At 36.7% G+C, this 24,168-nt stretch carries 23 protein-coding genes, 2 riboswitches and 1 other annotated feature; of the genes, 6 read left to right on the top strand and 17 right to left on the bottom strand.

All coding sequences use genetic code 11. The annotated features are described in order from the left end of the window. The first annotated feature begins 11 nt into the window (after positions 1-11). Genes arsC through arsM form a run of 5 tightly spaced genes read left to right on the top strand, consistent with a single transcriptional unit; the run spans position 12 to position 3,643 of the window. Positions 12-455, top strand: a complete 444-nt coding sequence (gene arsC, locus KGI01_RS06400) for an arsenate reductase (thioredoxin) (RefSeq protein ID WP_141274003.1) — start codon at positions 12-14, stop codon at positions 453-455. Next, entirely contained in the window at positions 433-801 is a 369-nt protein-coding gene (arsD, locus tag KGI01_RS06395; protein WP_141274002.1) for an arsenite efflux transporter metallochaperone ArsD, read from the top strand. The genes arsC and arsD overlap by 23 nt, the downstream gene beginning before the upstream one ends. Continuing rightward, positions 798-2,552, top strand: coding sequence for an arsenical pump-driving ATPase (gene arsA / locus KGI01_RS06390; protein WP_141274001.1), 1,755 nt, complete (start codon positions 798-800; stop codon positions 2,550-2,552). The genes arsD and arsA overlap by 4 nt, the downstream gene beginning before the upstream one ends. Then, positions 2,552-2,833 (top strand): Fe-S cluster assembly protein HesB, encoded by a 282-nt coding sequence (locus tag KGI01_RS06385; protein ID WP_068453408.1) that lies wholly within the window; start codon positions 2,552-2,554, stop codon positions 2,831-2,833. Before arsA ends, KGI01_RS06385 begins: the two co-directional genes overlap by 1 nt. A gap of 12 nt (positions 2,834-2,845) precedes the next feature. After that, positions 2,846-3,643: an arsenite methyltransferase gene (arsM, locus tag KGI01_RS06380; protein ID WP_141274000.1), complete on the top strand. Its 798-nt coding sequence runs from the start codon at positions 2,846-2,848 to the stop codon at positions 3,641-3,643. 222 nt (positions 3,644-3,865) lie between these two features. On the opposite strand, the gene KGI01_RS13840 is transcribed toward arsM, so the two are convergent. Next, complete coding sequence (locus tag KGI01_RS13840) at positions 3,866-4,027, bottom strand: hypothetical protein (RefSeq protein ID WP_170214749.1); 162 nt, start codon at positions 4,025-4,027, stop codon at positions 3,866-3,868. A gap of 1 nt (position 4,028) precedes the next feature. Beyond that, complete coding sequence (locus tag KGI01_RS06375; protein ID WP_170214748.1) at positions 4,029-5,030, bottom strand: DUF4097 family beta strand repeat-containing protein; 1,002 nt, start codon at positions 5,028-5,030, stop codon at positions 4,029-4,031. Between the two features lie 294 nt (positions 5,031-5,324). Between KGI01_RS06375 and KGI01_RS06370 the strand changes: the two genes are divergently transcribed. Continuing rightward, entirely contained in the window at positions 5,325-5,927 is a 603-nt protein-coding gene (locus KGI01_RS06370; protein ID WP_068453402.1) for a tetratricopeptide repeat protein, read from the top strand. Positions 5,928-5,971: 44 nt separating this feature from the next. On the opposite strand, the gene KGI01_RS06365 is transcribed toward KGI01_RS06370, so the two are convergent. The 15 genes from KGI01_RS06365 to KGI01_RS06295 form a co-directional block, all read right to left on the bottom strand. Next, a complete protein-coding gene (locus KGI01_RS06365; protein ID WP_141273997.1) occupies positions 5,972-6,553 on the bottom strand; it encodes an anthranilate synthase component II in 582 nt (193 codons plus the stop codon). Continuing rightward, positions 6,550-7,938 (bottom strand): anthranilate synthase component I, encoded by a 1,389-nt coding sequence (trpE, locus tag KGI01_RS06360; protein WP_141273996.1) that lies wholly within the window; start codon positions 7,936-7,938, stop codon positions 6,550-6,552. The genes KGI01_RS06365 and trpE overlap by 4 nt, the downstream gene beginning before the upstream one ends. 72 nt (positions 7,939-8,010) lie before the next feature. After that, positions 8,011-8,217, bottom strand: a binding site (T-box leader). Between the two features lie 36 nt (positions 8,218-8,253). Next, a complete protein-coding gene (locus KGI01_RS06355) occupies positions 8,254-9,000 on the bottom strand; it encodes a hypothetical protein (RefSeq protein WP_141273995.1) in 747 nt (248 codons plus the stop codon). A 39-nt stretch (positions 9,001-9,039) separates the two neighbouring features. Further along, positions 9,040-10,656 (bottom strand): S8 family serine peptidase, encoded by a 1,617-nt coding sequence (locus KGI01_RS06350; RefSeq protein WP_141273994.1) that lies wholly within the window; start codon positions 10,654-10,656, stop codon positions 9,040-9,042. Between the two features lie 114 nt (positions 10,657-10,770). Then, positions 10,771-11,463 carry an ECF transporter S component gene (locus KGI01_RS06345; RefSeq protein WP_141273993.1) on the bottom strand — a complete coding sequence of 231 codons (693 nt, stop codon included), beginning with the start codon at positions 11,461-11,463 and terminating at the stop codon, positions 10,771-10,773. Next, positions 11,456-13,111, bottom strand: coding sequence for an ABC transporter ATP-binding protein (locus KGI01_RS06340; protein ID WP_141273992.1), 1,656 nt, complete (start codon positions 13,109-13,111; stop codon positions 11,456-11,458). Before KGI01_RS06340 ends, KGI01_RS06345 begins: the two co-directional genes overlap by 8 nt. Then, complete coding sequence (locus tag KGI01_RS06335) at positions 13,084-13,965, bottom strand: energy-coupling factor transporter transmembrane component T (RefSeq protein ID WP_141273991.1); 882 nt, start codon at positions 13,963-13,965, stop codon at positions 13,084-13,086. Before KGI01_RS06335 ends, KGI01_RS06340 begins: the two co-directional genes overlap by 28 nt. Before the next feature lie 4 nt (positions 13,966-13,969). Further along, the gene (locus tag KGI01_RS06330; protein WP_141273990.1) at positions 13,970-14,869 is read right to left on the bottom strand and encodes a DUF4430 domain-containing protein; all 900 of its coding nucleotides are present in this window, start codon (positions 14,867-14,869) and stop codon (positions 13,970-13,972) included. An 81-nt stretch (positions 14,870-14,950) separates the two neighbouring features. Next, positions 14,951-16,495 (bottom strand): Ig-like domain-containing protein, encoded by a 1,545-nt coding sequence (locus tag KGI01_RS06325; protein WP_141273989.1) that lies wholly within the window; start codon positions 16,493-16,495, stop codon positions 14,951-14,953. A 124-nt stretch (positions 16,496-16,619) separates the two neighbouring features. Then, positions 16,620-16,801, bottom strand: a riboswitch (cobalamin riboswitch). A gap of 125 nt (positions 16,802-16,926) precedes the next feature. Next, positions 16,927-17,088, bottom strand: coding sequence for a transcriptional regulator (locus KGI01_RS06320; protein WP_087680783.1), 162 nt, complete (start codon positions 17,086-17,088; stop codon positions 16,927-16,929). 206 nt (positions 17,089-17,294) lie between these two features. Continuing rightward, on the bottom strand, positions 17,295-18,050 hold the full coding sequence (locus tag KGI01_RS06315) for a cyclase family protein (RefSeq protein ID WP_141273988.1): 756 nt from the start codon (positions 18,048-18,050) through the stop codon (positions 17,295-17,297). Between the two features lie 72 nt (positions 18,051-18,122). Further along, a riboswitch (SAM riboswitch) is annotated at positions 18,123-18,226 on the bottom strand. A 65-nt stretch (positions 18,227-18,291) separates the two neighbouring features. Further along, entirely contained in the window at positions 18,292-19,257 is a 966-nt protein-coding gene (locus KGI01_RS06310; RefSeq protein ID WP_141273987.1) for an NAD(P)H-dependent flavin oxidoreductase, read from the bottom strand. 446 nt (positions 19,258-19,703) lie between these two features. Further along, a complete protein-coding gene (locus KGI01_RS06305) occupies positions 19,704-20,552 on the bottom strand; it encodes a MurR/RpiR family transcriptional regulator (RefSeq protein WP_141273986.1) in 849 nt (282 codons plus the stop codon). Positions 20,553-21,349: 797 nt separating this feature from the next. Next, the gene (locus KGI01_RS06300; protein WP_141273985.1) at positions 21,350-23,044 is read right to left on the bottom strand and encodes a sensor domain-containing protein; all 1,695 of its coding nucleotides are present in this window, start codon (positions 23,042-23,044) and stop codon (positions 21,350-21,352) included. Between the two features lie 169 nt (positions 23,045-23,213). Further along, entirely contained in the window at positions 23,214-24,158 is a 945-nt protein-coding gene (locus KGI01_RS06295; protein ID WP_141273984.1) for a tyrosine recombinase XerC, read from the bottom strand. Positions 24,159-24,168: the final 10 nt, after the last annotated feature.

Here is a 24,168-nt window from a genome sequence, read left to right as displayed (position 1 = left end):
TGATTTAAAAAATGAACAAAATTCTTTATTTTTTATGTACAGGTAATTCATGTCGAAGTCAAATGGCAGAAGGTTTTGCGAAGAAGTTGCTACCAACTGATTGGACTGTAAAAAGCGCAGGAATTGAAGCGCATGGTTTGAATCCGAAAGCTGTAAAAGCCATGCAAGAGGTACAAATCGATATTACAATGCAAACTTCAGATGTGATTGATTCACAAATTCTTAATCAGGCAACATTAGTTGTAACGCTATGCGGTGATGCAGCAGATAAATGTCCTGTAACGCCACCTCATGTAAAACGGGAACATTGGGGTTTTACAGACCCTGCAAAAGCGACAGGAACAGAAGAAGAAAAGTGGGCTGTTTTTCAAGAAGTTCGCGATGCAATCCAAAAAAGAATTCAAGATTTTGTTGAAAAGGAGCTAGATGATTATGAAGGTCATTCAAATGTATGAACCAGCAATGTGTTGTCCAACAGGTCTATGTGGACCATCGATTGACACAGATTTACTGCGAATTTCATTTATTATGCATCATGTACAAAATCAACCAACAATTACAGCAGAGCGCTTTAATGTAACGAATCATCCAGATGTTTTTGTTGAAAATCAACAAGTGAATCAATTGGTTATGGAAGAAGGTATGGATTGTTTACCTATCACGCTTATAGATGGTTTACTGGCAGTAAAAGGGCGCTATCCTACTACGGAGGAATTTTCTGAATGGACGGGAATACCTACTGAAGAATTAGCGAAAAAACCAAAAATTCGTCTAAACATTAAGGGAGATGTTTCAAAGTGAAACGTTTAACAAAAGCTGATTTTCCTACAACCCCTTTCGTCTTTTTAACAGGTAAAGGTGGCGTCGGTAAAACATCTGTTTCATGTGCATTAGCTATTTCAATGGCGCGTGAAGGGAAAAAAGTGCTGTTAATTAGTACCGACCCAGCTTCTAATCTGCAAGATGTGTTTCAACAAACGATTTATGGAGAGCCGACCCATATTTCAGATACACTCTATGCGTTAAATATTAATCCAGAAGAGGCAGCAGCTCATTATAAAGAACAAATGATTCAACCGTATCGCGGAAAGCTTCCACCTGTTTTAATTCAAAATATGGAGGAACAATTATCAGGTGCTTGTACAGTTGAGATTGCTGCATTTAATGAGTTTGCTCAATTATTGACGGATCAAACCTTACTTCAAGATTTCGATCATATTATTTTTGATACAGCACCGACAGGGCATACACTACGTTTACTGCAATTACCATCGGCTTGGACACATTTTTTAGATGAAAATACGACAGGCACTTCTTGTTTAGGTCCTTTAAAGGGTTTGAATGAACATAGAGACATGTATCGTTTAGCTGTAGAGCGTTTAATGGATAAAAATCAAACGACGTTATGGCTTGTAACTCGTCCAGATGGGAATCCTTTAAAAGAAGCTGCACGTGCATCTCAAGAATTAGATGCGTTAGGTATGCAGCATCAGCAATTAATCATCAATGGCTATTTTGAAGAAGTGAGTGATGATGTGATGGAACATGCTTTCGCAAATCGTCAACGAGCAGCCCTTCAGCATATGCCGCATGCTCTACGTCATTTAAAAACATACACACTTCCATATGTACCATATACGTTGTCATCTCAAGCAAATTTAGAGTGTTGGTTACGTGATGAGTCAATTCCATTTGCTCATACAGAAACTTCATCGTTTGATGCGTATATAAACTTAGAAGAATTGGTTCAAACGTATACGAGAGAAAAGCCACATATTATTTTTACAATGGGTAAGGGTGGTGTTGGTAAAACAACCGTTGCTTCTTATATTGCTATGCGTCTTGCAGAAGAAGGGCAATCGGTTCATTTAACAACTACAGATCCAGCAGCACATCTTTCTTGGACTCTAGATGAAACACTTCCTAATCTAACAATGAGTCGAATTGATCCAAAAGCAGAGTTGGCGAAATATGAAGCAGCTGTTTTGGAAAAAGCTGAAGAAACTATGACAGAAGATGGTTTAGCACTTGTGAAAGAAGATTTAGCATCTCCTTGTACAGAAGAAATTGCTGTATTTCGTGCATTTGCTGAAGTTGTGAAAGCACATGAGCATGAAACAATCATTATTGATACAGCGCCTACAGGTCATACATTATTACTTTTAGATGCGACTGAAGCGTATCATCAAGAAGTGAATCGTACACAAGGAGAGATTCCACCTGCTGTTTCTGAGTTGTTACCAAAACTACGTGATTCAGACTATACGCGTGTGTTAATTGTAAGTTTGCCTGAAGCAACACCTGTACTTGAAGCAGCACGTCTACAAACGGATTTAGAACGCGCTGGATTATTAGTTGATTATTGGGTTATGAATCAATGCTTTACTGCAGTGGCTACAGAAAGCCCTATTTTTAAAGAAAAACAGCAAATGGAGCAGCAATGGCTTGAAGCAGTTCAAAAAGAAAGTAAACGAATGGTAGTTGTTCCTTGGTTGATGGAGGAGCCTATCGGTCAAACAGGTTTAAAGAAACTAGAAGGAGAGGTTAAATAATGAATTTAACAATAGAAGGAAAAAATTATCTAATGCAAGTTATGGAAGGACAAGCGCCTAAATTGCTTCGTTTTTATGGTACAGAAGGTTGTTGTGGTGTAAATGTTCAAGTGGAAATTGCCGAACCAACTATGCAAGATACGGTTCAACTTGTAGATGGTTTAGAGATTGCTATACAAGATCAAGTGATTCCTATATTAAAAGATGTGACAATTCATGCAGAGGAAGAAGATGGACAGATGGGGCTTGTATTACAAGGTTATAGTCCGACGTCTTGTTAAGGAGGAAAAGAAATGAAAAAATCACATGAATTTCGTACAGCAGTTCGCTTGAATTACGCAAAAGTAGCGACTCAAAATAATGACTGCTGTACAACGAATACAGTAAGTTGCTGTGATCCAGAAGAAAACTTGCAGCAATCACCGGAAGAGTTAGCTCAAAAAATGGGTTATTCTATCGAGGAATTAAATCAAATTCCAAAAGAAGCAAATATGGGATTAAGTTGTGGGAATCCACATGCTATTGCACAATTTAAAGAAGGCGAAACCGTTGTCGACTTGGGTTCAGGCGGTGGTTTTGATTGCTTCTTAGCTGCTAAAAAGGTAGGGGAGACAGGTCATGTCATCGGTGTCGATATGACACATGAAATGATCGCAAAAGCTCGCGCACAAGCTCAAAAAGCAAATTTAGCACATGTTGAGTTTCGTTTAGGTGAGATTGAGCATTTACCGATTGCCAATGAAACAGCAGATCATATTATTTCAAATTGTGTTATTAATTTATCACCAGAGAAAGAACAAGTATTTAAAGAGGCCTATCGTGTATTAAAACCAGGTGGTTATTTAGCCATTTCAGATGTGATTTTAACAGCTGAATTACCAGAAAGTTACCATGAAGATTTACAATTATATTCAGGATGCATATCAGGAGCCATATCGATTGAGACATATGAAGAATTGCTACGAAATGCAGGGTTTAAAGAGATTCGAATTGAACCAAAAGATGAATCGAAGGAATTCATACGTGACTGGGAACCGAATTATGATTTAGAAAATTATATTGTATCGGCATTGATTCAAGCACGTAAATAAATCAAACGAAGGAATATGGTTGAAAAATTCATTCAACCATATTCTTTTTTTCTCAAATATCTCAATATTATAAGTATTCTTATTAATGATACAAAACTTCCTATAATTTATATTATGTAAACTAAAAAGGAAAGAAATAAAAAGCATACAATCTCCTATGCCATTTTTAATAAAAAATACAGTCCAGACAATTGCTTCGTCCAAACTGTATAAATGCTATATTTAGTATGCTCCGCCTTTAGCTGATCGGTTGCGTTGCATAAAGCGTGTTTCAATTTGTGCGTGATTCCGTTGTTTAACCATGCGTTGTTTTCTTTTTATACGAATGAAGTAAATACTGCTTACTAATAGCATACAACTCATTAAGATAATCCATACAAACATCTTATTTCCCTCCATCTTTCGTATCACTTACATAAAATGTACCTGACGTGAATTTTGTTGTTAATTGTTTTTGACCTGCTCCAACGATTGACGCACCCTTTGAGTTTTCACCATTCGTTAAATCAACTACGACATCACCTGACGTTTCTTCATGCGTATAACGTAGGTCGCGAACAAGTTCTGTATAATGAATGCGTACATCACCACTCGTCCCATTTATGAGCATCTTTTGTAGGGGCGTAGCCATTGTAAAATCGGCTGTACCTGATGTTAGCTTTAATGTAGCTTCTTCTCCTAAAAGTTGCTTCACTTGGATATCACCAGATGTTAATTCAGCTGTCATTTTTTTCGCTTGAACATCGACGAGACGTTGTGTACCAGACGTTGCCTTCATGCGTAAATCATCCGTTTCAATTTGTTTGAGTGATACATCCCCTGATGTAAGGCGAACAGACTGTTGATCTGAAATGATATTTTGTGCTTGTATAACACCTGAGGTTGTAGAAACCTCTACATTTTGTGCCTGTAAATCTTGCACTTTCATATTGCCTGATGTCTGTTTGAATTGTAGATGATTTCCGTATATTCCTTCGACAATCATTTGATTCGCTGTGTTTTCAACATAGAGTTCTTTCCATTCCTTTTCAGGAACAGCAATCGTTAGCTTCAGTTTGCTATGTAGGATATTGAAAAAAGCATAACGAAGCGCCTCTTTATGTGTAACTTCTACTTTTAGAGTATCGCCCTGCTTCTCTACTGTGTACGCTAGCTTTTTAGCTAAAGAACTATTCATCTTACCCTCTAACTTCGCGCGTAATTTTAAATCACTCGTCGGTACCACTTCTATATCTGCAATATCGGAATAAACATGAAGATTTTGAATATCTTCTATGGAAATTTTTTGAATATCATGAATTTCTTCCTGATTAACGCTATTCGCAACAAAATAAAAAATGGAAAATAAGAACAGTGAACCTACAATAATCAATAAGAATTTTTGCATAAGCGCTCCTTTAAATTTATTTTTTGAAAATTTTGGAATATCATGCTTCATTATAAAGGATATAGCATAAAAAAGGAAGTTTTTCACAGATAGCGTCATATAGTGGTTTCATACGATGTTAAGAAGTCACTTTTTTTATGCTTTATTTTACTAAATTAGTATGAAAAATAGATTATAATGCACTTCAATGATATTTTTTTAGTAAATATGCCTTTTTTTATATAAAAAGAACACTTGTTCTATATGCCGTATGTGTTGTATATTCGATATACTAATAAAAAGGAGATGGTACACATGACAACTGTTGAGAAATATACAGAGCAAGCAGAAACATTAAAAAAACAAGGGGCATATGCGGAAGCATTAGAAACATACGTCAAAGCAATACAATTAGATAGCTCAAATAGCCGCCTATATCGCGCTTTTGGTAAAGTAGCATATCTTATGCAAGATCAGAAATTAGCAGTCGCAGCTTATCTTTCAGCCTTACATATCGAAATTGCGAAAATCGAGTATTATGGTTTAACTGAAGAAACAGAGAAAATGTTAGTTGCTCTGCCAGATGAAATGAAAGAAGCACTCCCTAAAGTAGGTGGCTTCATTATTTATTATGATACCAATACACTACGTCACTTAGCGCATGCAGTCGCAGACTTTGATGAAGAAGCAATTCGTAAACAACCAAAGATGCTCGCTTATAAAGAGATTTACGCAGCAGAATTAACAGAAGACGATGCGCTTTATGAAGAAACACTGAAACAATTCAATCGTACAGAAGACGAAGTGACAAATGAAGCAAAAGCTTTCTATATTCCTGTTGGAAAAGAACTTGCTTTTTCTTGGATTAAGTGGAACGAGCTGAATAGTTTAGATGTAGGTAAATTATATTTTCCATAATAAAAAAACAGGGCTGCTACTACTAGCATTTGCCCTGTTTTTTATTATACGGTTTGTGTAATTGTATTTAAAAAAGCTTGAATCATCTGATTCCCTTCATCTGTATGATAAGATTCTGGGTGGAATTGAAGCCCGTAAATCGGTAATGAGCGGTGGTGACAAGCCATAATCTCCCCGTCCTCTGTGACCGCATCTACATGAAGTAATGTATGCGGGAAGTTTTCACCATTTGCGACTAATGAATGATAACGCATCACTTCGGTTTCAAAAGAACAGTTAATTAATAGTCCTTCCTTTTTATGCATGAGTGGAGACATACGTCCATGCATGATTTCTTTTGCTTGTATAATTTCCCCACCAAAAGCCTGCACAATCGTTTGATGCCCTAAGCAAATACCGAGTATGGGAAACTCTTTTTGAAGTTGTGTAACGACCTCAAGGCAGATTCCTGCTTCATCTGGTGTACCAGGACCTGGTGAAAGGACAATTGCTTGTGGTTGAAGCGCTCGAATCCCTTCGATTGTTATGGCATCATTTCGTACAACTTCTACTTCCGTACCGAGTGAGGCGATTTGTTGGTATAAGTTATATGTGAATGAATCGTAATTATCAATAAGTAGAATCATGAGATCACCTCCAATAAAGCTTTTGCCTTATTTAATGTTTCCTCATATTCACTGATTGGATTTGAATGATGTACAACACCTGCTCCAGCTTGAACATGTGCTTTCCCGTCTTTTACGACCATCGTACGAATGGCAAGTGCTAAATCTAAATCACCTGAAATCGAAAGATAACCAATCGCTCCTGCATACACGCCTCTTTTTACATGTTCGAAATCATTAATCAGCTGCATGGCACGAATTTTCGGTGCGCCTGATACCGTACCAGCTGGTAAACAGCTCGCCACAACATCTAGTGGATGAATAGCTGGTCTTAATGTTCCTATCACTTCTGATACAAGGTGCATGACATATTTATAACGCTCAATTACCATGTACTTTGGCACACTGACAGAACCAATCTCACATAGTCTCCCTACATCATTACGACCCAAATCAACAAGCATACGATGTTCAGCTAATTCTTTCTCATCCTGAAGTAGACCTTCTGCAATGACATCATCCTGCTTATCGTCCTTTCCACGCGGTCTTGTGCCAGCAATTGGGTTTGTGGTCACCTGACGCTTTGAAACCTTTACAAGGCTTTCTGGAGATGTTCCAAGCACGGTATAACCATCAAAGTCAATATAATACATATACGGAGATGGATTCGCTGTACGCAGTTGACGATAAAGTGCCATCGGGTTCCCATCATACTGTGCTGAAAAACGCTGAGACAGTACAATTTGAAAAATATCTCCTGCTTCAATATGACGTTTCCCTTCCTCTACCATCTGGCAATAAGCATCTTGTGTCATACTCGGTATAAATTGAAGCGCATCCACTTGTTCTAAAAAAGGTTGAAGTGGTTTCGTTAATTGCTTTTGGATCCGTTCAATTCGTTCATCTAAAATCGCTTCTGTTAAACCTTCTTGAAATAAATCAATGGTCGCAATCGTTAATGTCTGTTTAACATGATCCATTACAACAAATGTATCAAAAAATAGTAAATGCATATCGGGCATATCGATTGGATCAACTAATACATCACCAATCTGTTCATGATAAAAAGCAGTTTCATACCCGATGTAGCCAATCGCTCCACCATAAAAAGAAAACGGATAGTCCCCTTTTACATAGGGAAGGAATTTTTTTAATTCTTCAAAAGGGTGCAGTGAATTCAATTCAATACATACATCGCCCTTTTTATACGTAAGAATCTGATTTTTCGCAACCAATGTTGCAACAGGTGAAGCAGCAATAAAAGAGTAACGACCACTCTCTTCATGTTTTGCAGAAGATTCAAATAGAATTTTTTGCTTCCCCTCTAATGCATGATAAATCGAAATAGGTGTCAGCATATCTGCTTCTAACTCTAACTGCTTGTGTAATACGGTCTGTTCTGTCATGTGAAAAACTCCTCTCAACTCAGCTCATTTTTCCTCAACATATAAAAAGTCCCCCACGAAGAAAAAATCTTCATGGAGGACGAAATCAATCCGCGGTACCACCTCAGTTGTGACCTATGTCACCTCTCGCAAGTAACGGTTGCCGCCGGATGTCTCTACTTTCATGTTCAAGGCACCACTCAAAGGTCCATTCGATTCATGCACTTTACTAACTTCCACCAACCGTTAGCTCTCTTGAAAAGTAACATTGAATGTACTACTCCTTCTCAACGTGTTGCACTCATTATATGACGAATCGTCGTATAATTCAATTTATTATTCTTTCTTTTTTTGGAAAAACTGTAGCATGTAATGTAAAAAGCGACGATTCATTCGAATTTGATCTGTTAAATCACGTGCAATAACTTCAAAAAATTCATTTGCTTCATCGGTACCGCGCAAGACACGTCGTGTTCTTTTTTCATCTGGCCATGAACCGATTAAATAGCCTTTTTCTTCTAATTCCCATGAAACGGTATAAAGATAGCTATTGGAAGGACCCCAACCGAAAAGGTCTTCAATCTGCTTTGCAACATCTGCCATTGAAAAACTGCTTCTCGTTTGTGCAAGTTTAAAGGTAACATAGCGCACAATGTCTTTCACCGAAATCAGTTTTGAAAAATAAGCTCGAAATTCTTCCGGTAGTGGATGATCTGGCTTCGGTGGCTTCTCTCCGTTTTTCGTCAATGCATAATAAAAGCGATCTAATATTAAAACAATCTCGTGGAATCGTTCATAGTAAATTTGCTGATAACGTAAAAGACGCTCTTTTCCAAGTGTCGTCGCTTCATAGTACACTTTTCTGCCTTTTGTGAACGAAGAAAGAGCACCCTCGCCTTCTAATTGCTTTGCAACACGTGCCACATATTCATAACCTACTCTGCGACCTGGGAACTGATCGACGAACTGTTCATATAATTCGGCTGCATAGAATGGTTGTGTTGAGGTTTCATGTAGCCAGAATAATGCAATCGTATCTTTTACACTAAACCCTACTGCATCTTGAAATGTTTTCTCTTTCACAGTTTAGAAACCTCCTTTTTTCTTTTAGTTTACCATGTTTTAACGATAACGTATGACTCTGACCGTAGTCGATTTAGAGACATTTCCAGCCTGATCGACTGCCTTCACTTCAAATACATAGACTTTTTTCTTTTTAAGTTTCGGTATAATAACTTGCGCTTCACGCGTTTCTTTGATACGTTTTCCGTTCATATAAAGAATATTTTTAAAAAAATCCTTACTACTCGACTGCTTCCACGTTAATTTTACTTGTCCTGTTGGTAGTAAATCAGCCGTTAGCTGTTTTGGAGCTCGTGGTTTTGTGATATCTTTTTTTGTTCGAATTGTTGTCGTGACCACTTCCGAAAAATCTCCGTAAGCATTTACAAAACGGAATGAAAAAGTTAGCTTTTTATTTGCAGGAAGGTTTTTTAAGGTTAATTTATTAGCTTTACTGCGCTGAATCACGCGTTCATTTTGTAATACGATAACGTCTTCTTTTTTACGATTTGTTAGTGAAAAAGAAGCTTCATGATCCGTCACTTTTCTTGTTGAGATGACGGGCGTTTTATCTAATGGTATAGGAGCTTTTATCGCTAAAATCGGATAGGGCTTCTCTTTTTGCATCTGTTTTAACTTTTGAACAAGCTGCGTATTTGAACTATATGGATAACGTTCTTTTAATAAAGCAAGTAACCCTGTAATATGCGGTGCTGCAAACGACGTACCCGTTACATAACTCACTGTACCAGAACGGTTAATCGCTGGTACATCTTCACCAGGTGCTAAAAAATCAACCCGTCCTTGATGGTTTGAAAAACTACTAATATCTTGATAACGATTAATCGCCCCAACACTGACCACTTCGTTATAACTTGCTGGATAACGAACCTTTTCATAGTAACCATCATTGCCTGTAGAAGCGATCATTAAGATACCTGCCTTATTTGCCTTTTGAATGACTTGGTGAAGTGCTGCTAAATCATTCGGAAGTCCAGAAGATAAATTAATGAAATCGATTTGATGATTAATCGACCACTGAATCGCACGTACAATATCAAAAGCAGAGCCTCTTTTTGTGCCATCTGCATATTTTAAAGCATATATTTGAACATCGGGTGCAATCCCTTGCGAAAATCGATTAAGTAGGTGCGGCTTAGCAGCAATAATCGACGTAACGAGTGTACCATGTCCTAAACCGTTATGACCGCGGTCAATCGTATCCGCTTCATTCACAGTCGTATTCGGATCGTCTGGTGCAAATACGAGTTGTTGCTTAATGGCGTGTTGCAAACTCGGTATTGTCGCTACACCGGTATCAATAACAGCTACTTTCACATTTTTCCCTGTATAAAGTGATGCAGGTATGACAGGAATACGTAGAAGCGATAAATTCCACGTTGGTTTAGTCTGTTCATTTAATAATGTGACAGCTGTATTTTTTTCAATCGTACTATCTGGGAAAGCTTGGTGAAAAGTACGCTGTTCAGCTACTGTAAGGTCCGTTAAGATGAGTTGTAAATCTGGCAATATCTCAGCGTTTTTCGGTAACTGCTGCTTCATATCATGTACATCTTGATGTGGTGTAGAGATGATGACTTCTTCTGCGGAAGCACTTATGAAAGATGTTGCAATGAGACCTAGACAACAACTTGCCGCCAATAATAACCTTTTCATACCAAACCCTCCTTTAAAGTGTTGTTACTCCATTATATGAAAAATGAAGTCCTGTATTCAATAGTTGTTCTGAAAATTGAAAAAGAGCAGCGATTACTACGCTACTCTTTCAAATTAAGTCGTCTGCATGACCCCGTATTTAATTTTTAGCCGCTCTAGCTTGTCACCAATTGGTTTTGTAAGTAACCACAGGAAGATGACATTCGAAATCATATACGTAATAGTAAATGGAATCGCTGTGATGATTTTAGAACCATAGACAATCCAACTAAAGCCGTTACCAAGCGATAAAACCGTCCAAATATCCATGAGCATCGAATACATGATACCTGAGAAAATCCCGTAAAATAGTAATGAGATTTTTGATTCCATCCATTTCGTTTTGCCGAGTAATCCAGCAATGTAGCCGAGAATACCGAGCGTGAACATTTGGAAAGGTGTCCACGGACCTTGACCGAATAAGATATTCGACGTAACAGCAGATACAGCACCCGTTAGAAAACCAGCTTCTGGACCAAGTTTAAAGCCTGTAATCGCCACAAGCGCTGTCATCGGTTTAAATGCTGGGATAAAGGCGAATGCTGCACGTCCTGCCACCGTAATTGCCGACATCACTGCGATAATTAATACTTCTCTCGCATCGGGTTTTCGTCTTTCAAATGATAAAAAGAAAGGAATACAAGCAAATACCATGACAAACATGGAGATTAAATTGTATTTTCCATCTTCTAATAAAGTCGCTCCAATTAAAATCCCAATGGGAATAATCACAAAAAAGATAATGAGTGAAATCACCTTTTTAGACATGTGTCATCACCTCTTGTTGAGATTGGCAACGTGCAATTAACTGCTCTGTCGTTACAACATCTTCAAATAATTGACGACACATACGATTTGTCGCTGTTGTATAGAAGTGATTGCCACTATAAAAGGCTGCCGGTGTCCCTTTTGCGACAATCTCACCATCAAAGAACATCGCACAAGACGTTGCATGTTCAGCGGAGAATTCGACATCATGCGTCACCATTAAAATCGATGTCCCTTGACTTTGTAAGTCATGTAGAATACGAGCTAATACTTGTTTAGATTCACCGTCTAGCCCCTTCGTTGGCTCATCTAGTACTAAGATTTTTGGATTTTTAAGTAGTACTTTTCCAAGTGCGACTTTTTGCTGCTCCCCACCGCTTAAATCATATGGATGTTGAGCAAGTAGATGGCGAATTTGAAGTAAGTTAATTACGCGATCAATAGCTGTTTGATCTTTTGACATCATGGCGAGTTCAAGTTGGACTTCTTTTTCGACCAGTAATGTTGTAGGGTCTTGTGGCAGCATCGAAATCATACCTTGATACAATTCTTTTTTCGCATATTTTTTAAGCAGTTTATTAAAAATCGTTACTTTTCCTCGATGTGGCTTTAGTAGCCCTGTAATTAAGCCGAGTGTTGTGGATTTACCCGTCCCGTTTCCACCAACAATACTTAGAAATTCACCTTGATGGAGCTGGAAATTCAATCCTCGAATTAAATCTTCTGCATGACGGTCATAGCGAAACCATAAATCTTGCACATCTAGTACGACTTCTCCAGAAGGCTCTGCTTCTTGAATTTGCTTATGGTCTTTTTCGTAATGCTTTTCAAGCCATGTGCGTCCGTCACGAATCGTTAAAGGTGTTTCATCTGATTGCTTAAGTGCATGATGTACACGAAGTGGCGTTGGCAAACCTAGTAACATCGGATGATGTGCATCAACATGACGTAAACGTGTCGCCGCTTTAATCGGTGTATCATTTGCAATAATTTCACCTGCATCTAAAATAATGACACGGTCTGCAATCGGATATACTTCCTCTAATCGATGTTCAACCAGTACAATTGTTAGACCGAGTTCTTTATTAAGCTTTTGAAGTGTTGCGATAAATTCACTCGCTGCAATTGGGTCAAGTTGTGATGTAGGTTCATCTAGAATCAGTAGTTGTGGTTGCATCACCATAATACTCGCTAAATTGAGCAATTGTTTTTGCCCACCTGATAAGTCTGTTGTATTTTTTCGGAACCATGTTTGAATACCAAAGAAGCTTGCCATTTCAGCAACGCGACGACGGATTGTCATGGAATCGTAACCGAGATTTTCAAGACCAAAGCTCAATTCATGCCATACTTTATCCGTTACAATTTGTAGTTCAGGTTTTTGAAGTACATAACCAATTTGACTGGCTGCTTCACGCTGAGGCAAGTCTTGTAAAGCGACACCATTGAAATGAATCGTTCCAGACGTTTGACCATGTGGCGTTAATTCACGTTTTAAATGCTTTAATAATGTACTCTTACCACATCCTGATGTTCCGCATAATACGACGAATTCACCTGCTTCAATTTCAAGAGAGATGTTTTTTAAAGTTGGTTTTGTTGCAAGTGGATAACTAAACATTAATTGATTGATTTCAATGAGCGCCATTTGAATGCCTCCAGTACTTCAATAAAAATAGGTAGTGACACGAGTATACCATAACTAATGGTCATGAAAATCATCGGACCATTCCAAACGATTGGTGAGAACGTTGGATAGTAGTAGAATTCATTCCAACCGAAATAGCTACATAGTAATTGAATGATAAATAAAATAAAAATACCGCTGAGTGCAAATCCATCTAATCGATCAAAGCGAAATAATGAAAAAGTTGAGCGCCCCTTTAATCCGTAGCCGCGTGCTTTCATCGAATCGGCTGTTTCAATTGCACTTTCTAAAGCCCAAGAGATAAGGATGGATAAAATACGAGTTCCAGCTTTAATACGATGCCAAACCGAACCTGAACTAGGGTCCATGCCAATCGCACGCTGCGCATACATAATCTTCTTAATTTGATGACCAAATAAAGGAACGAGGCGCATCGTTAATGAGATCAGTAATGCCACAGCAGGGGATATTTTCGTAAATAAATATAAAAATTTATCAGATGTCATGACTGCATTAAATGCACTAAACCAAAAGATAATGGCGATTAACATGACAGAAGCAGCAAATCCATAAACAATAGCTTCGACTGTAATCGGTTGTTCATTGATATAGAGAATCGCTGTTTCGCCTTCATGAATGAGTAAAGGGTTTAAAATAGCTGCTACCAACATGAATGGAAGCAGCCATTTAATCGATTTCAAAAAACTTTTCTTTAATAAAAGAAAGCTTGTGACAGTTGCACCCGTAAAACTAATTATAAGAAGAATAGGATGCATATAAAACATTGTTAAACCAATAACAGCGAAAAAGTAACTGAAAATAACGAGCGGGTGAAAATCATGAAGTGATTTCATCTAACTACCACCCTAAGTCCGTTCCACCATTAGTTGTATATTGCAACTCAATGCGGTCACCATCTTCAAGTTGATAATTACCTACGCCAACAGGTGCTTTTACACCGTTAACTGTATACATCCAGCCACTTAATGAACCTGCTTGTTTTTCGTTTATATGATTAATCCCGATAATATAAATACCGTACATTGGATTTTTTTCGTAATTAATATAAATACCGTATTTTGAACGTAGTTTTGAAATGGCATCCCAAGCTGTATCGCCTTCTTTAATTTCAATTTTTGCGTTATTTAGTAGTACGCCACTTGCTGGTACATATTGTTCACTTTGTAGGTTTTTCGGTAATAGCTCATAATGATCAGGATTTAGTAATGTACGCATGCCAATTGTAATCGTTGCATACTCTTTTTTCACTGGTTTTTCTATAGGTTTTTCAGGTGTTGACGGTTTTGGTGTCGATGGCTTCGGTGTAGAAGTCGTTGTCTCTGGTTTTTTCGTTACCGTCGTTTCTTTTTTCGGTTCGTCTTTTTTGACTGGTTTTTCTGTTTTTGTTGGTTGTTCTTTAGAGGTCTTATTAGATGTTATTGTTTCCTTTTTTGCCTCTGTTTTTTGTGTTTGAGATGGTGTCGATGTTGGTTTCTCTACTGTAGAAATGGACGAATTCGTTGACGTTGTCGTGTCGTTTTCAGATGTAGTAGCCACTTCTTTCGTTACAGAACCTTTATCATCTTGCGCCGTTTCTTTTGTTTTTTCTTTTACTTTTTTCTGTTCTTCGTCATTTAGAACAACGACTTTTTTCGCTTCTTCCTCTTGCTCATTTTCATATTGCTGTGCGGTTTGCACTTTACAGCCTGTTAAAAGTAAGGTTGCAGATAGCGCAAATAGTATAATTTTACTTTTCATGTTGTCCCTCCTTTTAAGATAGCAATAGGGCTGTTCCAAGATTTACATCTTAGAGCAACCCTTATTCGCTATGTGTAAATCTTATTTGCTTTTTACTGCAACTGTAACGGATTTACTTGTGTAATTTGATTTTTTCGCATACACTTTTACTTTTGTTTTTTCTTTTAATGTTGGCACTTTAATTGAGAAAGAACCTGTTTTTGTGCTGGCAGTTGCTTTATATGTTTTGTTTCCAATTTTCGCATATACTGTTGCACCTTTTGTTGTTGATCCGGTTACTTTTTTAGCGCCTTTTACAAGTTTACTTACTTTTGGTGTTGCAGGTGTTAAACGATCAGCCACTTTTTGTGTAATGGCTTTGCTCTTATTACTAGCTAAGTCGGTTACATAGAATTTTACTGTCGCATTGGCCTTGAACGCAGTTTTTACTGGATATGAGAATTTACCTTTTGCATCTGCTTGAACTGCTGCTAATTTTTTCGAACCATTATAGATTGTAACCGTTGCATATGGTTCTGTCGTACCTGAAATTGTTTTTGTTGTGTTCGCCACTTTTGTAACACTTAATGATTTTGGTGCAGTTGTATCATACTTTAAAGAAGAAGCTTTTGCGTCTGCTAAATCAAAGAATGTATTTTTATCTGATGCATAACGATCATACGCAACAAGACCTAACATTGCACTTGTTGTTGCAAATAGTTGTGGACTTTTTTGATCTGGTGTTATTTTAAAACCACCTGTTGTTGCATCAAAGTTTAATAACATATTTGACACAGCCCATTGACCATTTTTAATAAATGAACGTGCTGTTTTTGGATTAATGCCATTCTCTGTTAGAGCGATGACCACTTGTGCTTGTGAATCGACACTATTACCGCCCCATGGACTGTAACCTGCAACATCCGTTAATTGGCTTGACATATAGTCTAAACCTTTACGAATTGACGCTTTAACGGCTGGGTCTGAATCATAGTTCGCAAGTGCGCTTAACACCATTGCAGTCATGTCGACACTCACGCCATTTTCAACGTCTTCAGCCCAAGAGAAGCCACCATTTTCAAATTGTGTACTTACTAAATAATCCACCATTGATTTACGTGAGAAATCAGCGTATTTTGTACCTGCTGGGAAGCTATAATCTTTCGCTTCTAAAGCACGTAATACATATAAATAATCTGTGATGTATAAACTTTTCGCTGCTTTACCTGCTACTAATTTATCACCTAATAAGTTAATTAAGTTATAACCCGCCACATTTTTCGGATCTTTACCGATGGCAGTAATCGCTAAAATTATTTTTGATAATGCGCCTGGCGAGCTATTAAATTGACCTTTTTGCTTCTTTAATTCACGTTCAACATCTTTATAGAATGTTGTGTAGTAATCTTTACTTACAGCGTAATTTGAACGCGCAAAATTAAGTACTGCATCTGAACTTTGGTAAGTTGGTGTTGATACATCTGGTAATGAATAATAATAGTTCGATGTTGCTTGTAATGTATTCGCTACATCAACTTTTTTAACTGTTGGTACTTTTGCTTCTGCTTGTAAAGCCGTTGCTGGTACAGCTGAAACGACTAAAGCTGCTGATAATGTTGCTGGAATCACCCATTTTGATTTAAACATAAAAATAACCCCCAAATGGTTTTGATTTGGAGGATTAGCTAACACGAAAAGCTCACGTTCCGAAGACATGAAGAATTATGTAACAACAATTATACATACGTGCGTCTAATCCACCCCTCGAAGATTGAAACGAATGATGAAAGCAGGTCTCCTGGCTCTATGATCATATTACTTTGACAACTTCCCGTATAAACACAGTGTTTGTATGTCATTTCATCCCATATTACAGTAGCGGGGCTGCATCGGATTTTCACCGTTTTCCCTATTATCTAGCCTAAAACTAGTACTCTCACCTGAAAGAATATTCAATTATCTTAATAGAAAGTATTCCATACTCTATAAAAAAAGTAAATAACTTTTCGTAAAAGAAGGTCTTAGGACATACAAAAACCTCTACTTTACACATTAAGTGGAAAATAGAGGTTTAATACCTAGCTAATCTCTTGAATTGTGGCGTCTCTCTTATACTCATTAAATGCATACAATTGCTCCTCTGTTAATTGTTTGACATATAAATGGTAATTCATCGACTCCAACCCATAGTTTTCGCAAGCTTGACAATACGTCTGATAACCTTCCATAAAGTGTTCCATTAAACATCTCTCCTTTTGTTATATAACAGTTTTACTTGTTGTATTTAATATATAACAGAAGAAAAGAGGTGTCAACTAATTTTCTGAAAATTCAACAAAATATTTAGTTTACATAATAATATTATTTTTAAAACAAAAAACACCTTGAGATGACAAGGTGTTCCACGACAAATGAGTCTGTATAGTTTAAGGCGAATGAGCCATTATTAATTCGGTGTAATCGCAAATGAGCGTACGGGAAAACCAGATGCTTTTTCAGGTTTAGCCACGATATTAAAGATAACTGCCCCCTTTGCCGGAAGTTGATCTAAATTCGTTAAAAGTTCGACTTGATACGTATCTTGTTCTAAAACGAAATACTCTGCGGCTAATGAGCCATGTTTTCGATATTCTTCACTCGAATCTGTATCAAATGTTTCATGACCAATCGCTTTAATGCCTCGTTCTTTGAATAAAAAAGATAATACTTCGACAGACCAACCTGGCACATGAGCCACGCCTGCTTCATCAATATTATTAAAGGTATCATGGTCGGGCCAGCGCTTCGACCAGTCTGTGCGTAATGCGACAAATGAGTCGGCTTCAATGATGCCATTTTGATCCTCAAATGAGAGGATGTCTTCAATCGTTACCGTGTGACCTGGATTCTTTTGTACTTGAGCTGTAATATCTACAACAATAAGTGGCAGTACTAATTCCTGAAGATGAAGTTCCTCAATATAGCGTGTATCTCGTACAAAGTGTATCGGTGCATCAAGATGTGTTCCATACTGACCTGCAAAAGAAAATTGTTGTGCAAAAAAGCCATCATCATGTGTAAAAAGTGTATCAAATTTTGCTGGATTGAATGCATGGAAGTGAGGTGACTGGCTATTAAATGTATGTGTCAAGTCCACCCATTTCTGCTTTTTCAATGTTTGTAATGCTTGTAAAACATCTTGCTGTAAAACCGATTCGCTCATAACATCACTCCTTTTTAATCTACAAAAAAACCTCTCCTGATAAGAAGAGGTTTTGAATAGTCAAAGGAACTCTTCTTATCTTTTAGCTTACGCTACAGGATTTAGCACAGTTCATTTTAACATTGTCTGTTGCTGAAGGGTCAACGGGCCAGTCCCTCGCCTTCTCTTGATAAGAGATACGATTTTTTTGTTAACTTTATATTACAGTAAGCAAATCGGAATTGCAACTGTTTTCTGAATATTATTTTATTTTTAGATTTAATTGCGTTCTTGCTTCTTCAATTTGCTGTTCAAATTGCTCAAATAAAGCTGCAACAGTTGGAATGGAATGAATGAAACCAATACTTTGACCTGCATATCCAAAACCATCTTGCTGCTCTTCATAAATATAACGACGATTTGCTGCGCCGCTAGTATAATCTTTTAATGCCTCATATGTAGGCGTCTTTTGTTCAATTTCTAAAATTTCATCTGTGAATGGTGTGTGTAATACACGCGCTGGACCACCAATGGAACGTTTAATAACGACCGTATCCATTTCATCATGTTCAATCAATGCTTGTTTGTACAGTGGTGCTGCATCTACACATTCTTCTGTCGCAATAAAACGTGTCCCAATCTCAACTCCGTCTGCTCCTAGTGCAAAAGCAGATAAGATACCACGACCATCTGCAATGCCTCCTGAAGCGATTACAGGGATGTTGACAGCATCGACAACGCGCGGAACGAGTACATGTGTCCCTAAATCATTTAAACCGAGGTGACCGCCCCCTTCTTGTCCAACAACGACAACAATATCTGCCCCTTTTTCTTCGGCCTTTAAAGCCAATTTAACAGAAGAAACGAGTACAAGCTTCTTCATATCGGTGTCTTTCACCATTTCTAATATAGGACTTGGATTTCCTCCTGTAATCGAAATGATTTGAATACCTTCTTCTATTGCTACTTGTACAAAAGGTTCGTAATGTTCACGGTGTCGTCCAATCGCAAAGTTCACACCAAAAGGACGATCTGTTAATGTGCGTGTTTTATGAATTTCTTTTCGTAAATCTTCTGGAGAATCTAAACTGAGTGCTGTCACTTGGCCCAGTCCTCCAGCATTCGAAACTGCTGCTGCTAAATCTGCATAACCAAGATAGGCGAGACCTCCTTGAATAATTGGTTTTTCAATTCCTAATAATTCCGTTACACTTGTTTGCCACTTCATCTCAAAATCCCCCTTATGCTATTCTAAATAGAAATCTTAAATATCTTTTTTCGTTTGTTCATCAATATGATATTCTTCTTTTAAATACATCTCAATCGTACCATATTTTTTAAAATCTCATCATGTACTTGGTCGAACAATATTTGATTGACTCCTGCTAATACCTGCAGAATTTCTGAATCCTTTACAGCTAATTCAAGAGGTTTCTACCAATATATGTCATACTATTACCTGCTTTTATAGTTCAATCCATGTATAAACACTAATTGTATATACCCCAAAATCATTATTGTAAATAAAAACCCTTCCTTGCAATCTATTAATGATTTTAGATCTTTGTAAAAGACGTGCATAATAGCTCCATATTACATAGTTTTTTAGTTTACATAATATAATTATTTATTAATAAAAAAGAATTACAAAACTGCAATTCTTTTCACATCTGATTATTCAAAGTGATGATGTATAATTTGCTTAGTTTGATGTAACATATCCGCATGTATTTCATAATTATCGATAAAATAATGATAATACAATAAATTTACAATATACTGTTGAGCAATAATTGATGTAATCGCAGCAGTACGAATAATATCAATACCTTCTATTTGACTATGAACTAAAACAACTGTCGATTTGGAAGCTAAACGACTTGAAGGGTTAGATACAATACTAATGAGCGGAATGCCTAATTCATTACACACTGTAGCCAATGTATTCGTTTCTTCTCTTTCTCCTGAATTCGAAATGAAAATTCCTACTTTTTTCTTCTGCTTAGCAGTTAATGCTGTCGCAATCAAATGTGCGTCCTCTGTGTGAAGTACGGATTTTCCAAGTCGAATAAATTTTTGAGCTATATCTTGTGCGATAAGATTAGAAGAACCTACACCATAGACGATAAGTTCATCAGCATTCTTTAATAACTTCGTACAAGATTCAATGATATGATCACTCATTAATTGTTCTGTTTCATTTAGCGCTGCAGTCATACGAAGATTCAATTGGTGTTTAATTTGCTTAAGTGAATCGGTCGTTTTAATCTCTTGTTGTACTTGATTCCCATGTGAATTTTCTGCGGACAATATAATTTTTAAATCTGGAAACCCTTTTACCCCAACTGATTTACAAAATCGTGTAATCGTCGCATTACTTACTCCTACGCGTTTTGCTAATTCTTGTGTTGATAAATAAATGACTTCTTGTGAATGAGCTATTACATATTGTGCAACAGCTTGTTCTGCTTCGGATAGTGTAGATAATTTAAATTGTATTTGAAAAATTAAGTTATTTGACATCTCAAAAGTCCTCCTTACAAAACTGCTCGTTCTACATGATTTCTAACTTCTCTGCATGAATCAGTAAATGTAAACCTACTATAATATGTATACATAATCCTATTATATAGGACAAAGTATGTCCTTGTGTAATGAAATTAAATTTACTCTAATGTGAAAAAGGAATCTCTTACGCAAAAGCGACTCCTTTTCTTATAGACGTATTCATTTCTTCTAGCTTAATCTTCTGATTACGTGGGCAAATTGACAATAAGGATTGATTTTCTTTTCGAATTTTTCCGATTGTAAAGACATGCTCACTCTATGGTAAATATCCTTTAACTGAGATCTACTTCCCTAACATACGAACCCATGCCAAGTATATTCATCGTAATATCTCCCGCTTTTTTCCCTCTAGATTTACCAAATAGAACATTTTCGGAAACATAAGAGCGACTCTCTTGTAAGCAAATAACGTCGCTTGAAAGATCAGAACGCGTATGAAAGGTGAATTGATGTATTAACTGGATTGCATGCGCGAATATAGGGCTTGTACGATGTTTTTCGAGCGTTGGTGCACTGTTTAAGGTAGTAGAGATGTCGCTCTAGAGGAATATTTTCACGCTGTATCAACTGATTCTACTGTTAAAAGAATGAATCATCTAACACGAAGGATTGAATGGGGATTTCTTTTAGTCCAGATAGTAAAGCTTTTGCTTGTTTTGTCATTTGTACATATCGTTGTAAATCGAATTAAGGATTTTTCATAAACATAAAAAAACAATTCATCGCTACTAAAAGGATGAATTGCTTTTTTATTAAACAAGTAGTGCTTCAATTTCTTTGGCTGGAAGTGGTTTTGAGAATAAATAGCCTTGTAGATAATCACAATTTGATTTTTCAACAATGCTTTGTTCCATAACCGTTTCAATACCTTCAGCTACCACCTTCATATTAAAGATTTTAGCTAATCCTATAATGGCACGAATCATATTTTCCTCATTCGTATTTTCATGGATACCACGTATAAAGTCACGATCAATCTTCAATGTATCAATCGGAAACGTTTTTAAATAACTTAATGAAGAATAGCCCTTTCCAAAATCATCTAGCGCAATTGTTACCCCGAGTTTTTTTAATTCACTAAATGTTTTTGTTAAAATGTCGCTATTATGCATTAAAGAATTTTCCGTAATTTCAATTTCGATTAATGTAGGATTACAATTATTTTTCTTTAGAATATACTCTAATGTATCGACGAAATTTTTCTCTTTTAAGTGTAGTGGTGAAATATTAATCGCGATTTTTATTGGTTCTGGCAAGGTCTTTTGCCATAATACAGCCTGTCTACAAGCTGTCTCAATTACAAACTCATCAATTGCTGTTGAAAGCCCTAATTGCTCAGCGAAATGAATAAATAACTCGGGAGAAACCCAACCAAAATCTTCATCATACCATCTAATCAGTGCCTCTACGTCCACTATCTTTTTCGTATGTACATGGTACTTTGGTTGGTAGTAGAGTAAGAAGTCTTGATTACGAATGGCATTGCGCAATTTTTTTTCAAATAAAATATGATTTTGAAACTTTGTATTCATGATTGTTTGATATTCTACATAGTAATTTCCTTTGCGTTCTTTTGCATTCATAAGTGCGATGTCAGCTGTACGAATCACTTCATCAAACGATGCAACTTCAAGGACAGAATAACGAACGCCAATACTAACCGAACTATAAAATTCAAACCGATCTACTTCAAATAAATCATTAAAACGAAATAAAATAGCATTAATTAAACGAAGTGCGTCTTTATTTTTACACATTACTACAAATTGATCGCTACCATAATGATAAACTTGTCCATATATATTCACAATTTCTGTAAGAATCGAAGCGACATTTACTAAGAATAAATCGCCAATATGATGACCAAAGCTTTCGTTAATAATCTTAAAACGATTAATACCGATTAGTAAGAAGGCGTAACCTTCTTTACGCTTTGAATTTTTCATCATTTGTTCGTAAGTCATACGTAATTTCCGGCGATTTTGTAGTCCAGTTAGTTCATCATGGTAAGCTAAATGCTCATAATGTTGTGCATTCTTTTGTTCTGTAATATTTGTGCGAATCGAGATATATTGATAAGGCTTACCCTTTTCATTTAAAAAAGGCACAATGGTCGTCTGTACCCAATAAAGCGCCCCATCTTTTGCACGATTACAAATCTCACCTTTCCATACCTTACCGTTACCGATTGTTCGCCACATTTCTTTAAAGAATGTTTTAGAATGATAGCCGGAATTGACAATTTTATGGTCTTGTCCAATCAATTCAGAAGCTGAATACTTCGAAATTTCGCAAAAGGGTTTGTTGACAGAAATAATTTTCCCTTGCGCATTTGTAATCGCAACAATGACGGATTGATCAATGGCTGCTATGATATCAGCCATTACTGACTGATCAAATTGTGCATTGTCTAATAGTTCTAAAGTAGCGTTCATTGAAACATCCATCTGCACCCCTCCCCTAAGTGACGTATAATCGAACCTATTTTACCATAAACTTACGTATAAATGCTCATTTCACATTTAATTTTTAGGAAATTAAATATTTATTTATATTTATTAAATAAATAGACCCGCAACTTTTTACTTATTTTTTACAAATGGTGGTTTTTAATTTTTATTTCTTATTCAAAGGATGTTCCGTCATTACACGCTGAATTTCTTTATTTTCAACATGTGTGTAAATCTGGGTTGTTGAAATATTCGAATGCCCTAAAATTTGTTGTAAACTTCGAATGTCTGCTCCTGATTTATAAAGGAGTGTGGCCGATGTATGGCGTAATTTATGCGGCGTGAGTTTCTTTTTTTCAAGACCAGAATCTTGATTGATTTTTCGTACCAAATTCGATATGGCTTGTCTTGTTAAACGCGTCCCTTTTTGTGATAAAAATAACGCCTGCTGTTCTCCTCTTACTTGTAAATAGCGTGAGCGAATCTTCATATAAGAAGAAAGAGCTTCTAAACATTGCTCATTCAAATATAAGTTACGTTCTTTATCCCCCTTTCCACGTACTGTTAGAATATCATTGTGTACGGAATCCATATCTAAAGCGCATAACTCGCTCACACGTATTCCTAAATTCAAAAAGAATGTCATCATGCAATAATCACGTTCAGGGTGTCTCGAGTGTTCTACGCCCTCTAAAAACTGATGTGATTCTGTAATATTCATATAAACAGGTTGTTTTTTACTTAACTTAGGTGCCTCTAATTCATCTGCTGGGTTTTGCGTAATTAAACGTTTTTTCGATTTTAAATAGTTGAAGAATGATTTAAGTGTCGCTACTTTGCGCGAACGCGAAGCAGCTCCGTTCCCTCGTTTCACTTCACAATACTCTAAAAACAGATAGAGATCTTCCAAGGTTAATTGTTGTAAATCCTCTATTGTAAAAAGATTCGAATCTACTTCATTTATTTTATCTAAATCTAAATCATGTGAGATTGCAATTTGAAATCGTAAAAATAATCGTAAATCATATTCGTATTCTTTTCTTGTTCTTTGGGATTTTCCTTTAATCGCTGTTAAATAAACTAAGAAGTCGCGTACATATTTCGGAAGCATTCTTCCACCT

The organism is Kurthia gibsonii, assembly GCF_006539985.1.
Taxonomy (GTDB): Bacteria; Bacillota; Bacilli; order Bacillales_A; family Planococcaceae; genus Kurthia; species Kurthia gibsonii.
This window is presented reverse-complemented; position numbering and strand designations above follow the sequence as displayed.

Excerpts from the sequence above, each read along its gene's own strand:
- arsC (WP_141274003.1), top strand. The coding sequence starts at position 12 with ATGAACAAAATTCTTTATTTTTTATGTACAGGTAATTCATGTCGAAGT.
- arsD (WP_141274002.1), top strand. The coding sequence starts at position 433 with ATGAAGGTCATTCAAATGTATGAACCAGCAATGTGTTGTCCAACAGGT.
- KGI01_RS06385 (WP_068453408.1), top strand. The coding sequence starts at position 2,552 with ATGAATTTAACAATAGAAGGAAAAAATTATCTAATGCAAGTTATGGAA.
- arsM (WP_141274000.1), top strand. The coding sequence starts at position 2,846 with ATGAAAAAATCACATGAATTTCGTACAGCAGTTCGCTTGAATTACGCA.
- KGI01_RS13840 (WP_170214749.1), bottom strand. The coding sequence starts at position 4,027 with ATGTTTGTATGGATTATCTTAATGAGTTGTATGCTATTAGTAAGCAGT.
- KGI01_RS06375 (WP_170214748.1), bottom strand. The coding sequence starts at position 5,030 with ATGCAAAAATTCTTATTGATTATTGTAGGTTCACTGTTCTTATTTTCC.
- KGI01_RS06370 (WP_068453402.1), top strand. The coding sequence starts at position 5,325 with ATGACAACTGTTGAGAAATATACAGAGCAAGCAGAAACATTAAAAAAA.
- KGI01_RS06365 (WP_141273997.1), bottom strand. The coding sequence starts at position 6,553 with ATGATTCTACTTATTGATAATTACGATTCATTCACATATAACTTATAC.
- trpE (WP_141273996.1), bottom strand. The coding sequence starts at position 7,938 with ATGACAGAACAGACCGTATTACACAAGCAGTTAGAGTTAGAAGCAGAT.
- KGI01_RS06350 (WP_141273994.1), bottom strand. The coding sequence starts at position 10,656 with ATGAAAAGGTTATTATTGGCGGCAAGTTGTTGTCTAGGTCTCATTGCA.
- KGI01_RS06345 (WP_141273993.1), bottom strand. The coding sequence starts at position 11,463 with ATGTCTAAAAAGGTGATTTCACTCATTATCTTTTTTGTGATTATTCCC.
- KGI01_RS06340 (WP_141273992.1), bottom strand. The coding sequence starts at position 13,111 with ATGGCGCTCATTGAAATCAATCAATTAATGTTTAGTTATCCACTTGCA.
- KGI01_RS06335 (WP_141273991.1), bottom strand. The coding sequence starts at position 13,965 with ATGAAATCACTTCATGATTTTCACCCGCTCGTTATTTTCAGTTACTTT.
- KGI01_RS06330 (WP_141273990.1), bottom strand. The coding sequence starts at position 14,869 with ATGAAAAGTAAAATTATACTATTTGCGCTATCTGCAACCTTACTTTTA.
- KGI01_RS06325 (WP_141273989.1), bottom strand. The coding sequence starts at position 16,495 with ATGTTTAAATCAAAATGGGTGATTCCAGCAACATTATCAGCAGCTTTA.
- KGI01_RS06320 (WP_087680783.1), bottom strand. The coding sequence starts at position 17,088 with ATGGAACACTTTATGGAAGGTTATCAGACGTATTGTCAAGCTTGCGAA.
- KGI01_RS06315 (WP_141273988.1), bottom strand. The coding sequence starts at position 18,050 with ATGAGCGAATCGGTTTTACAGCAAGATGTTTTACAAGCATTACAAACA.
- KGI01_RS06310 (WP_141273987.1), bottom strand. The coding sequence starts at position 19,257 with ATGAAGTGGCAAACAAGTGTAACGGAATTATTAGGAATTGAAAAACCA.
- KGI01_RS06305 (WP_141273986.1), bottom strand. The coding sequence starts at position 20,552 with ATGTCAAATAACTTAATTTTTCAAATACAATTTAAATTATCTACACTA.
- KGI01_RS06300 (WP_141273985.1), bottom strand. The coding sequence starts at position 23,044 with ATGGATGTTTCAATGAACGCTACTTTAGAACTATTAGACAATGCACAA.
- KGI01_RS06295 (WP_141273984.1), bottom strand. The coding sequence starts at position 24,158 with ATGCTTCCGAAATATGTACGCGACTTCTTAGTTTATTTAACAGCGATT.